Source organism: Sinisalibacter aestuarii (genome assembly GCF_027923545.1).
GTDB lineage: Bacteria > Pseudomonadota > Alphaproteobacteria > Rhodobacterales > Rhodobacteraceae > Sinisalibacter > Sinisalibacter aestuarii.
Map to the genome: position 1 here is coordinate 443973 of NZ_BROH01000001.1, position 13014 is coordinate 456986.

General features: G+C 62.5%; 6 protein-coding genes. 5 read left to right on the forward strand and 1 reads right to left on the reverse strand.

All coding sequences use genetic code 11. The annotated features are described in order from the left end of the window. Positions 1–7 precede the first annotated feature (7 nt). From QMG28_RS02230 to QMG28_RS02240, 3 genes are read left to right on the forward strand one after another with little or no spacing between them, the layout of a single operon-like run. Entirely contained in the window at positions 8–1012 is a 1005-nt protein-coding gene (locus QMG28_RS02230; RefSeq protein ID WP_281840536.1) for an ABC transporter ATP-binding protein, read from the forward strand. Then, the gene (locus QMG28_RS02235) at positions 1009–1782 is read left to right on the forward strand and encodes an L-iditol 2-dehydrogenase (RefSeq protein ID WP_281840537.1); all 774 of its coding nucleotides are present in this window, start codon (positions 1009–1011) and stop codon (positions 1780–1782) included. Before QMG28_RS02230 ends, QMG28_RS02235 begins: the two co-directional genes overlap by 4 nt. A gap of 52 nt (positions 1783–1834) precedes the next feature. Then, complete coding sequence (locus QMG28_RS02240; RefSeq protein WP_281840538.1) at positions 1835–3307, forward strand: mannitol dehydrogenase family protein; 1473 nt, start codon at positions 1835–1837, stop codon at positions 3305–3307. Positions 3308–3459: 152 nt separating this feature from the next. Here the strand turns inward: QMG28_RS02240 and QMG28_RS02245 are convergent, their stop codons facing one another. Further along, positions 3460–9924, reverse strand: coding sequence for a GEVED domain-containing protein (locus QMG28_RS02245; protein ID WP_281840539.1), 6465 nt, complete (start codon positions 9922–9924; stop codon positions 3460–3462). A gap of 528 nt (positions 9925–10452) precedes the next feature. On the opposite strand from QMG28_RS02245, the gene QMG28_RS02250 reads away from it, so the two are divergent. Further along, the gene (locus tag QMG28_RS02250; protein ID WP_281840540.1) at positions 10453–11277 is read left to right on the forward strand and encodes an N-acyl homoserine lactonase family protein; all 825 of its coding nucleotides are present in this window, start codon (positions 10453–10455) and stop codon (positions 11275–11277) included. A gap of 534 nt (positions 11278–11811) precedes the next feature. Next, a complete protein-coding gene (locus QMG28_RS02255) occupies positions 11812–12855 on the forward strand; it encodes a TRAP transporter substrate-binding protein (RefSeq protein ID WP_281840541.1) in 1044 nt (347 codons plus the stop codon). The last annotated feature ends 159 nt before the right edge of the window (positions 12856–13014 follow it).

The following is a 13014-nucleotide window of genomic DNA, read 5'->3' on the forward strand; positions in this document are numbered from 1 at the left end:
AACGGACATGGGACAGATCCAGCTTAACCAGGTTTCCAAAAGCTTCGGTCCGGTCGAGGTGATCCCGCCGCTGGACCTCACCATCGAAGATGGCGAGTTCGTGGTTTTCGTCGGCCCCTCGGGCTGCGGCAAGTCCACCCTGCTCCGGCTGATCGCGGGGCTTGAGGATGTGTCGGGCGGCCATGTGTTGATCGACGGGCGCGACGCCACCGAGATCGTCCCCGCCAAGCGTGGGCTGGCGATGGTGTTTCAATCCTATGCGCTTTATCCGCATATGTCGGTACGCAAGAACATCGCCTTCCCGCTGCGCATGGCCGGGCTCGACAAGGCCGAGCAGGACAAGCGGGTGACGCAGGCGGCGGAGGTGCTGAACCTCACCGACTACCTTGAGCGGCGGCCCGGCCAGCTTTCGGGCGGCCAGCGGCAGCGCGTGGCCATCGGGCGGGCCATCGTGCGCGAACCCGCCGCCTTCCTCTTCGACGAGCCGCTGTCGAACCTCGATGCGGCTTTGCGGGTGGGCATGCGGCTGGAGATCAGCGAACTGCACAAGCGGCTCAAGACCACGATGATCTATGTCACCCACGACCAGGTGGAAGCGATGACCATGGCCGACAAGATCGTGGTGCTTCAGGCCGGGGTGATCGAGCAGGTGGGCAGCCCGCTGGAGCTTTATCAACGCCCGCGCAACACGTTCGTGGCGGGTTTCATCGGCTCGCCGAAGATGAACCTGATCCGGGGGGCGGAGGCCGCCAAACACGATGCCGATACCATCGGCATCCGCCCGGAGCATATCGGGATTTCATCGACAGAGGGCACCTGGAAGGGAACCGTGGGCGTGTCGGAGCATCTCGGGTCCGATACCTTCTTCCACGTGCAATGCAACGCCTCGCCGGAGCCGCTGACGGTGCGCGCCACCGGCGAAATGGCGCTGAGCTACGGATCGGAGGTCTACCTGACGCCGAGACAGGAGCATCTCCACCGGTTTGACGCAAAAGGGCTGAGACTGGAATGAACCGCCTGGAAGGCAAGACCGCCCTGATCACCGGCGCTGCACGCGGGATCGGGCTTGAATTCGCGCGCGCCTATATCGCCGAAGGGGCGCGAGTGGCGATTGCGGATATCAATATCGGGCGTGCGCGCGAAAGCGCCGCCGCGCTGGGCGAGGCCTGCTTCGCCATCGGAATGGATGTGACGCAACAGGCGAGCATCGAGGCGGGCGTGGCCGAGGCCGCGCAGGCGCTGGGCGGGATCGACATTCTCATCAACAATGCCGCGATCTTCACCGCCGCGCCGATCGTGGAGATCGAGCGCAAGGATTTCGATGCCGTCTTCGCCATCAACGTCGCCGGTGTGCTGTTCACCATGCAGGCCGTGGCGCGGCACATGATCGAGCGCGGCGAGGGCGGCAAGATCATCAACATGGCGAGCCAGGCCGGCCGGCGGGGCGAAGCCCTGGTGGCCGTCTACTGCGCCTCGAAGGCGGCGGTGATCAGCCTCACGCAATCGGCAGGGCTGAACCTGATCCGGCACGGCATCAACGTGAATGCCATCGCCCCCGGCGTGGTCGACGGCGAGCACTGGGACGGGGTCGATGCCTTCTTCGCCAGATACGAGCACAAGCCCATCGGCCAGAAGAAAAGGGAGGTCGGCGAAGCTGTGCCCTATGGCCGGATGGGGCGCGCGGATGACCTTACCGGCATGGCGATTTTTCTCGCCACCGATGAAGCCGATTACATCGTCGCCCAGACCTATAACGTCGACGGCGGCCAATGGATGAGTTGAGCGCGAGACCCGGCCGGGCCCCGCAAACACAGTGAACCGACAGGTGCTAGCCATGGCCATCAAGCTTTCCAACGCGACCCTTGCCAGCCTTCCCGACGAGGTAAAACGCCCCAGCTACGACCGTTCGAAGCTCAGGCCGGGGATTGTTCATATCGGCCTTGGCAATTTTCACCGGGCTCACCAATCGTGGTATCTGCACCGGCTGATGGAGCAGGGTCTGGCGCAGGACTGGGCCATCGTCGGCGCGGGCGTGCGGCCCTTCGACGAGGAGCAGCGCCTGAAGATGGCGGCGCAGGATTACCTGACGACGCTGATCGAGCTTGACCCCACAGGCAGCTCGGCGGAGGTGGTGGGGTCGATGATCGACTATGTGCCGGTCGAAGAGGGCAGCGGCCCGCTGATCGCGCGCATGACCGAGCCGGATATCCGCATCGTCGCTCTGACGGTGACCGAAGGCGGCTATTATGTCGACCCGGCCACCAAGGGGTTTGACGCCACGCATCCCGATATCGTCCACGACGCGGCTCATCCCGACCGGCCGAAAACGGCTTTCGGCGCGATGGTGGCGGCGCTCAGGTTGCGGCGCGACCGGGGGGTCGGCCCCTTTACCGGCCAATGCTGCGACAACCTGCAATCGAACGGTGATGTGCTGCGCCAGACAATCGTGTCGCTCGCGCGGTTGTCAGACCCGGAGCTGGCGGACTGGATCGACGCCAATTGCACCTTCCCCAATGCGATGGTCGATTGCATCGTGCCCGCCACCGGGCCGAAGGAAATCGCGCTGGCGCTGGGCTTCGGCATCGACGACGCGGTGCCGGTGACGCATGAGAATTTCCGCCAATGGGTGATCGAAGACGAGTTCTGCCAGGGCCGCCCGGACTGGGACAAGGCCGGGGCGCAATTCTCCGACAATGTGCATGGCTACGAGGCGCAGAAGATCCGTATTCTCAATGCCGGGCACCAGGTGATCGTGAATGCCGCCGAGCTTCTGCATATCGAGACGATTGCCGAGATCATGGCGCATGAGACGATCCATGCGTTCTTCCGCAAGGTCGAACTGGAAGAGATCGTGCCGCATGTGGTGCCGGTGCCGGGGATGACGCCCGGGCAATATGTCGACCTGATCGACCGGCGCTTCGCCAATCCTGCGATTGTCGACACCACGCGGCGCGTGGCCTTCGACGGCTCGTCGCGCCATCCGGGTTTTGTCCTGCCGACCGTGCGCGACGGCCTCAGGGCCGGCACCTCCGTCGAGGGGCTGGCGCTGGTCGAGGCGCTTTGGGCGCGCATGTGCGAAGGCACCCGTGAGGACGGAACCCGGATCGCCCCCAACGATCCGTTCTGGAGCGATCTCACCGCCGTGGCCGGGGCGGCGAAAGCCGATCCGCGCGCCTGGCTCGAGATGCGCCACAATTATGGTGCGCTCGCCGATGAGCCACGCTTTGCCGATGCGTTCGGGCGCTGGCTGCGGATGATCTGGGAGGATGGCGTGGAGGCCGCGCTGCGCCGCTATCTCGCCGGATAAGCCCGGGCGGATGAACGATCGCTCACGGCAGGCGGCCCCGATGCGCCTGCCGTTTTCGCTCTTCCCAAAGCAGAACCGCCCCCACCGTTTCGGGTGGGGGCGGCCCCTGGCAGAAGGGGCGCCGGGGTGAGGGCCCCGGCGCGGGGGGTACATTATGCGAAGTAGAAGTTGTCGGCTTCGAGCAGATCGGTGAACCCGAGCAGCATCGCGATCTCGATGCCATTGTACCGCAGCACGAGATCGTCGCCCGCATCCTCCTGGGTCAGGTGGATGTTGTAATTGTCCGGGTCGAGGTCGTAGCCGATCAGGCCGATGGCATCTTCGTCGGAGAAGTCTTCGATCGTGTTGCTGCCGAATTGGCCCGGCACCTCGCTGCCATAGCCGAGGACGAACAAATCGGCGCCGTCGCCGCCGGTGAAGGTGTTGCCACCCTGGCCGACGAGCACATCGTCGCCGTCGCCGCCTTCGATATCGACATAGGCGTCGAAGACCGAGACTTCCTCGTAGTTCATGACCAGTTCAACATCGTAAAGCGTCACCGGGTTGATGTCGCCTTTGATGTAGAACGAAACGTCGAAGTCCTCGGTCATGTTCAGGCCGTTATCCGACACCGTCCCGGCCCCGGTCATCCAACCGGCGCTGAGGGTCAGCGGCGAGACACCGTCCCAATCGAGGAGGTTGATCACGGTCGTGGTGTCGACGCCGACTTCGTACTTGGCTTCGCCATTGGTCACCGGCAGCTCGTCGGACGGATCCTGCGGGATCACGACGCTCGGCAGGTCCTGACCGTATTTGTCAGGCTGCAGCCGCCACCGCGGACCGATCACGTATTCGCCATCGTCGACCACGGCCACGAAGGGCTCGCGATCCATGGTGGTGTACCAGGCGTTGGTGAAGCCGTCGTCGAGGTCGGCCGAGGTGGCGCCGATATAGTCGATCAGCTTGCCGTCGAGTTCGTCGATCAGCGTGGTATCGCGCAGCACCGTGCCCGCCGGATACCAGGTGCCGTCGCCGGCATAGTAGCCGTCAGTAGAGACCCACTGATAATCGTCGCCGTCGAGCGCCACGATCGTGTAGCTCGGCAATTGTCCGATGGCCGCCTCGTTTTCGAAGTCTTCCGGACGGATCTGATCGTTCGGGTTGTTGGTGACCGTATGGTTCACCACCAGCTCGGCTCCGGTGACCCGGAACAGTTTGAGCAGACCGTTATCGGCGTCCTCCTTCCACTCGTCCGGCAGATCCATCGTGACGTTCACACGCACGTCGTTCGGCCGTTTCATCAGGTTACCCCAACGATAGAGCAGCTTGCCGTCGTCCTTCAGCGTGACCGAATAATCGTCGCTCACCGCGATATCCTGGATCACCGAGCTTTCGTTCGGTTCGAGGATATCCGCCAGGCCGTATTCGCCAAAGCCGTTCAGGCCGCGATCATAGTAGTCGATCGAGCCGTCAGCGCCGAGGTCGACCATCGCCACGTTGCGAAGCGTGCCGTCGATCTCCATCGCGCCCATGAAGGCGGCATAGTCGTCGGCCACGCCATCGCGGTCGAAGTCAATCGCGGTGGTCTCGCCCGTCTCGGCGTTATGGAGCGCGTCGACGAGTTCCTTGACGTAGTAGCCGTGCATCGCGTCGGCCTGCATGTTGCCGTCGCCGTCGAGGACCGGCATCCCGGTATCATCGACCTGATAGTCGATGATCCGCAGATCGTCATCGAGCGGCAGCAGGGCGTCGGGATCTTCCGGGAAGGCCTGATCCGACAGGATCTCCTGCATGACCGCATAATGCTCGGTCGAGGCTTTCACCGCCGAGCCACCCATACCGACAAGCCACGTCCCCAACAGGTTCGGGGTTTGCAGCGTATCGGTGCGGGCATCGCCGACCAGCAGGCCAAGTTGCTCACCGCCCTCGCCGAGCAGATCGCCGGCCCAGCCTTCGGTGTATTCGCCGTCGCGAACCTTGTCTTCCGCGCCGATGAAATCGGTGACGTGGAAGCCGAATTCGCTGTCGATCGGATACAGGCTGATGCCGTCCTTGGTGGTGTTCGGCGTGGCGCCGAAGTCAACGATGCCACCATCGGTGCCCTGCATCGCGCCATCGAACCCGCCGGAGATATCGGCGGTGCTGAACACGTGCGAGACACGGTAGTCAGGCGTGGTGATCAGGGCCACGTCCGCAGGCGTCGGGATTTCCGGCGGCGGCGTGCCGCTGCCGCCATGGGCATCGTCTTCCGCATCGGCGGCGACCAGCACCGGGATGTCCGAAACGATCGAGGCGACGCTGTCGAAGTTGCCGACCATCACGTTTTGCCAGTTCACGTCTTCGTCCCAGGTGCCGTAGAAGTCGCGGTCAAACCCGGTGCCGTTGGATTCCATCACGGTCCAGCGGCCAAGGTCGGTGCGGCGCCCGGCGAAGTCGATCAGGCCATCGCCGTTGAAGTCGCCAAGGTTGAGGTCAACCCATTCCGCGCCTTTATACAGCGTGCCCCAACGTTCGAACGAGAAGCTCTCGCCATCGGGTTGGGCAACGCCCACGATCAGCCGGCCGGTGCCGTGGTTGTACAGCACCAGATCGTCCGCGCCATCGCCGGTCAGGTCACCGGCGCCGACGAGTTCGGCCCAGCGGAAGTTGCCCCAGGATTTGCCGGTCGAGAAGCTGTCGCCGTCCGACAGGCTCACCATCCAGCGGCCATCGCCGTCGCGGCCAGCCACGTCATCCATGCCGTCACCGTTGAAGTCGCCGGCAACGAGGTCGTAATCGTCCGGTTGCCATGCACCCTGCCACGCGCTCTTGCCGATGGTCCCGGTGGTGTCGTCGTAGTCGACCACCCACCAGGTATCCGCGAGCCCGCCGGTGCCGATCTTCAGGCCGGCCAGTTCGCCGCCGCCATCGCCGTCGAAGTCGCCGACAAGCACATCGCGGTGGGTATTGGCCGACATATAGACCGTCTTGCCTTCAACCGGGAAGCTGCCGTCTGCCGAGAGCACCCAGACCTGGGCGGAGCTGCGGAACACCACTTCGTCGGTGCTGTCACCGTTGAAGTCGAGCGCCCAGATCTCGCTGACGTTGGAGGGCGCCGGCATCGTTCTGTCGAGCACCTGGTAGTCGAACCGCCAGTTGACCGGGTCGTCGGTGTTCAGTTCGCCATCGACCATGTTGAGGCTGTAGGTGGTGATCCCGGCGCGCCAGAGGCCACCGGCATAGCCGGCGACATCGTCAACGCCGTCGCCGTTCAGATCGCCGACCACCGCTTTTTCCCAGTCGGTCGCGGGTGACCGGCCGAAGAAGTCGGGTTCGAACGCGTCACCATCCGAATGGGTGGCCGACCAGTTCGCGCTCCGGCGGCGCAGCAGATCGTCATACGGATCGGAGAACTGCACGAGGTAATCTTCCACTTCGCCGTGGAAGTCCTCGGCCCCTTCGGTGCGATAGGCGCCAACGCCGGTAGCGGTGTCGCTGAGGATGAACCGGGCATAGACCTGATCATCCGCAAGATTGGCCGCCACGTAATCCGGCATGGTGAAACTGACAAGGTTGCTGCCATCGGCAAGCGCCACGGCATCGAGCACCTGTTCTTCGTCATCCCAGATACCGTCGCCGTCGAGGTCGAACCAGGCCGACAGATAGCCGGTTTCCAGCCCGCCCGCCGCGACCGAGGCCGAAACGTCGAGGAACGCTTCCTGACCCGCCAGGAGCGGCGTGAGGAAGGTGATCGCGTTGCCTTCGTCATCTTCGTTCGACAGATCGTCGCCCAGCGCATAGAGATCGGTGAGCGGCGCGAATTCCGCGTCGATATCCGGCGCCAGAACCGTTTCGCCATCGACCGGCGCACCGAGGAAGAAGCCGGCCAGGATCTGCGCCCGCGCGGCCTCCTGATCGGCGGCATCGCCGTATTGGTAGAAGCTGGTATCGCCATCGTTCGGCGCATCGCCATAATCGTAGACCTCGACGGTCGCCGGATCCGCTTCGTATTCGAGGATCAGCTGCACATCATAGAGCTTGGCCGAATCCTGCCGGTCGCCTTTGAGATAGAACGACACATCGAAGAAGTCGGCGGTCAGCGACTGACCGTTCGGCGAGACCGCGAACAGGATCGGATCGGTCGGCAGGGTATCGCCCGCGCCGAGCGTGCCGTTCACCTGGCTCCACCCGTCGTCAATGACGCCGTCGCCGTTTTCATCGAGCCGGGTCGGGTCGATCATGGTCCAGCCGCTGGAATAGCCCAGCGGCGAGTCGCCATCCCAGTCCAGCAGGTTCAGCGTCGTCGTCACGGTTTCACCGACCGGATAGCCGATATTGTCGTGCTGGAAGGGCGGCTGGCTGTTGTCCATCTCGGGGATTTCCACCCCCGGAATGTCCTGGCCGAACTTGTTGGCGGTCAGGCGCCAGCGCGGACCGGAGACCAGTTGATCTTCGGTATAGCCCGCGGCCAGAGCCTCTTCGCTGCTGGCGAAGCCCACGAAAACCTGCCGATACGGATCGTCGGCATATTTGTCATAGGACCATTCGAACGGATCGCGGTCCATCGTGATGAACCAGTCGTTGGTGTAGCCATCCGTCAGGTCTTCCGACTCGAATTCGAGTTCCGCAGCCGCGTTCGCGACCACCAGAGACATGTCACGCAGCACGGTTCCGATCGGGTTTCCGCCCGCATCTTCGTTGCGATAACCGGCGAGGGTGCCGTCGGGGAAGTAAACCGCGGTGCCGCCCGCTGCCATGTCGATCTCGCCGGAATCGGTGAGTTTGAAGTAGCTCGGCAGGAAGCTGTTATCGCCGCCATAGGCGTCGACCGGGCTGACCCAGAGTTCATTGGTCGCGTCGTCCGGGTCGGTTACGATGTAATAGGCGGGCTTGCGGCCCGTCGCATCTTCGTTCTCGTAATCTTCCGGGCGGACCTGATCGTTCGGGTTGTTGGTGATGTCGTGCGTAATCACCAGTTCCGCGCGGGTCACCTTGTAGCCGAGACCATCGTTAAGGCTGCTGACATCGCTTTTCCACTCGTCAGGCAGGTCGAGCTTGATGTCCATGCGGATATCGTTCGGCCGCTTGATGATCGTGCCCCAGCGATAGAGCAGTTTTCCATCGTCTTTCAGCGTCACCGAATAATCGTCGCCCACGGCGATGTCATAGGTGGTGGTGCTTTCATTGGGTTGGAGCAGATCGGTTACATCGGCAACGTCGAAGCCGTTGAGATGGCTGTCGATCACATCGTAATTGCCCTCACCGCCCAGATCGACGGCGGCAACCTGCTGTTCCACGCCGTCCACCATCTGGGTGACGGTGCCGACGGCATAGGTGTCGAGCACGCCATCGCGGTCGAAATCCAGTTCAGGCAGCGGATCGGCGCCACCGTTCTTCGCGGCAATTGCCGCTTCGAGAGCATCGGTCAGCTCGTCGACATAGAGGTCGTTGAGCACGCCCGGCTCGAAGTCGCCGGTATCCTCATTGCGCTCAAGGTCGATGATCCGAAGATCGTTGTCGAGCGTGTAGAGCGCGTCGGGGTCTTCGGCATAGGCCTGATCCGACAGGAGCGACGCCATCACGTCGTAATGCTCCGTCGAGGCTTTGACCGAATTGCCGCCAAGGCCGGCGGCCCAGGTGCCGAGCGGCTGGCCGGAGGTGAAGGTGTCGGTTGCCGCATTGTGCAGCGCGAGGCCGCTGACCTCGCCCGTACTGTTCAGGATGTCGGCCGCCCAGCCTTCGGCGTAGTCGTAATCGCGCACCTTGTCGGCCGCACCGATGAAGTCTTCGACATAGAAGCCGAAGGTGCTGTCGATCGGTTTCAGAACGGTGCCGTCCTTGTCGACATAGTCGTTCAGCCCGCTGTCATCGAGGATCGTCGGATCCATCGCGACGGTGGTGCCGTTATAGTCGCCAAGAATGTCATTGACCGAGAAGACGTGCTTTTCCGAACGGAAACTCACGCCGATCGGCTCGCCGCTTTCCGCGGGGGCCGCCTCGGGCAAGTCGGCCGCGACGGCAACCGCCAGCGCGGGTGCCGCGGCAGCGAGGAACGGCGAAACCTGTGCCAGATCGGCTGCCGCCTCTGGCGCGTCGTCTGGGTCACCATCATCCGTGGCTTCGGCGCCATGCCCGGCCCGGCGATGCTGACCGCTGCCGCGTGGGGCGGGATCGGCCGCTTGCGGCATCGTGCCGTAGATATCGGCGCTGGCGGTGGCATCCGCGAATTGCGCGCCGAACCGGGCCGCCGCGGCGGTGATCATGTTGTGCAGATCGGCTACCGGGGCGTTCGGCACCGCGGCGTCAAGCGCGGTTGGCGCACTGGCTGTCGGCACATAAAAAAGGCCCTGGAACATGTCCGGGCCTTCGGTCAGATCGGTATCTTCGCCGTCGCTGCGGGCGGCATCGTCCGGCGGCTCTTCAAGCTGCCAGTCGTCGCCCCGGTCGGCGATGGTCAGGCTCCCCGGCAGATCGCCGGCCGTGCCCAGTTTGCGAAGAAAATGCAGCTCCTGCGTCCCGGCCAGAGCCGCATCCCCCTCCAGCGATGATGACATATCCAAGCCCGGAACGGTGGCGATGTCATCGACACCGATCGACACACCCTTGTGGGTCAGGTTGGTCGTCTCAAGATAATTCCTGAATTTTGCATCAAAGGCCATGTTCCCCTCCTGCGAGGCGCGGGGGCCCCGCTTGCCGAATGAGCCCGAAACATAACCACCAAAGCTGACAGCACCCCTCAAGTGAACTGAGTCGGGCCAGTTTGTTGTTGTACACTCACATTCTGATCTTTGAACGTGTTTGTCGCCTTGACGGAGATCAACAATCCGGCCGATTGCCTGCGTCACTTGGTCGGGGAGAGAAAACCTTACCATGCAGGAAGGTTTGAGTGCTTCGTGACCCGGCACCCGCCGCGCTCACCGGCCCGGCAGGAGCGGAGCGCCGGTCGACGGCATCGCCGAGTTCTGGTTTCTGGATAAGTACATCGCGGCAGAGTTGTATCCGAGCGATACGCTGGCGCGGATGGAGGAGTGCGCCTGCGTCTTTCCGTAGGAGATCACGCCGCTTTTTCCAACCGCGGCAGATTGCCTGATAATGTCTCACATGAATTAGATATAGACAAATGTGTTAGCCAAATATACGCCTAAACTTGCCTAGTAAAACTGGAAACGTCGGAAACGGAGGTACGAATGGCGGTTGCACCAGACGGCACGAAATTATGGATTCTGCGGCTCGGAGCGACCGAGGGGGATCTGGGGTGGTTTCTGCAAGGGGCGAATACGTCGCGTGTGTCGGAGCCGAATCCGTATAACGTGCGTCGCGAACTGAAGATGTTCGCGATGCTGATCGAGCACCCGGATGTTGGACTGGTGCTCTACGATTGCGGACCGGCGCCCGACCCGGTGAAGGCCTGGGGTCCTGCCTTTACCGATGCATTCCCCTGGGTCGAATATACCGACGAAAATCGGCTCGACCGGGCGATTTCCAAGACGGGGAACGACATCGCCGATGTGAAGGCTGTGGTCCTGAGTCACCTGCATCTCGACCATGCCGGCGGCCTGCACCACTTCAAGGATTCCGGTGTGCCGATCTATGTGCATGAATCCGAACTGCGGCACGCGTTTTACGCGGTCGCTTCGCGCGAGGATTACGGCAATTACCTGCCTGACTATCTGACGTTCGATCAGAACTGGCAGCCGTTGTCGGATGACACGCTCGAAATCTTCCAGGGCATGACGCTCTATCTGACCCCCGGCCACGCAAAGGGCCTCATGGGCATGATGCTGGAACTGCCCGAGACGGGGCCGGTTTATTTCACGTCGGACCAATGCGTCTTCCGCGAGAACTTTGACGATCTGGTTCCGCCGGGCTGGGGACTCCGGGATCAAGATGCCTGGTTCCGCTCGATGCGGAAAGCCCGGCGGCTTTGCGAGCAGATGAATGCGAAGGTCTTCTATGGTCATGACGAGGTGAACCTGAAGAACTTCAAAACGGCGCCCGACTACTACAGCTAGGGCGAAGGATGCTCACGCAGAATTGGGAAACGCCGGAAGAGCATTCCGGCGTTTTCTTTTTGCGGGGCGGCGATCCGACCCCATGCGTGCATCCGAGACCCGAGCGTGGCACCAGCCGGGGCTCCGCTTCCGGCTGATGCGAGGCTTGCCGCCGCGCGTGCCGACGCCTCGACCGACATCGAGCGGAAGTGCTGCCGCACCCGTCGCGGTGGCCCCAAACCAAACCGCGCTGCCGCTCGCTCGGCGTTGGGGGGCAGTGTGCCTGGCCGGGCCGAGATACCTCGAATTCGCCCGGCATATTGCGCATGACGTAACCGCGCATCAAGCCAATTTATTATTGCAAATGCATTCGACATAAGCTAACCCTACTATTACCGTAACCGACAAGAGTAATTAGCAGCAAAGCCAACAATGGCTGTTGTTCCGTGCCGGATCAGAGTGGAGGGGCAGAGCGCCACTCGCTTGAGGGGCGAGGCGGCTCTGAGGGACCGGCGAGCGACGGCCGCAGGAAGAGAGCTCATGGGAGGAGTGCAAATGAAGACCAAGAAAGTTTTGGCTGCGGCAACCGCCGTTGTCTTGTCGACCGGCGTCGGCTATGCGGATAATTATACGCTGCAAAGCGTCTTTCCGCTGAACTTGCCGTCGCTTGGCCCGGCTCCGCAGAACTTCGCGAACCTCGTGTCACTGATGACGGATGGTGACATGACGATTTCCGTGCATGGCGCGGGCGAGTTTGTGCCGCCCTTCGAGCTCTTCGGCGCGGTCAGTTCCGGTGCGCTCGACATGGGGTATGACTGGGTTGGCTATTGGGCGCAGCAAATCCCGGTTGCATCAATCGTGGCGGCGATGCCGTTCGGTCCTTCCCCGGATGTTACACTGGCCTGGATGTTCTACGGCGGTGGCCGGGAAATTATCCAGAAGGCCTACGACCCGTTCAACGTACGCTACATCCCGTGCCACGTGCCGATTTCGGAATCGGGCGGCTGGTTCAACAAGGAAATCAATACGATCGAAGATTTCAAAGGCCTGAACATGCGCATTGCCGGTCTTGGCGGCAAGGTACTGGCCCGGGCCGGGGCAAACACACAGGTGGTCCCGGCCGGCGAGATCTATCTCGGGCTGGAAACCGGGCGCCTGGATTCCGCCGAGATCGGCACGCCGCAGCTCGACGCGGGCATGGGCTTCCAGAAGGTCGCGAAGTATTACTACTTCCCCGGCTGGCATCAGGTTGCTTCTTGGAATTCGATCATCGTCAACGGTGACGTCTGGGCGGACATGAGCGAGCGAGAGCAGGAAATCCTTGAGCAGGCCTGCATGGCAAATATCTCCTTCAACCTCGCCAACATGGTGAACGCGCAGGCCGAAGCGATTGCGGAAATCCGTGCGGCGGGCGTCGAGATTCGCCGCTTCCCGGACGAGGTTCTGAACGAACTGCGTCGCATCTCCGAAGAGGTGCTGGAAGAAGAAGCGACCACAGACCCAATCTTCGCCGAAGCGCTGGCATCGATTCAGTCCTATGTCGCAACCGTTGGCGAGTGGACCGAGCTGCAGGCCCTGCCGCCGCGTGAAGACCGATAATCACGGAAATGCTGACCGGATGGGCGCCGACCATTGCGCCCATCCGCATTCCAATCGCTCTGTGAGGTGGACTCTTGTCTGATCACACATCAATATTTTCGCGACTGCTGGATCGTATGGAGGCCCTGTTGTGCCTGCCTGCGAAGATTTTCTCTTGGC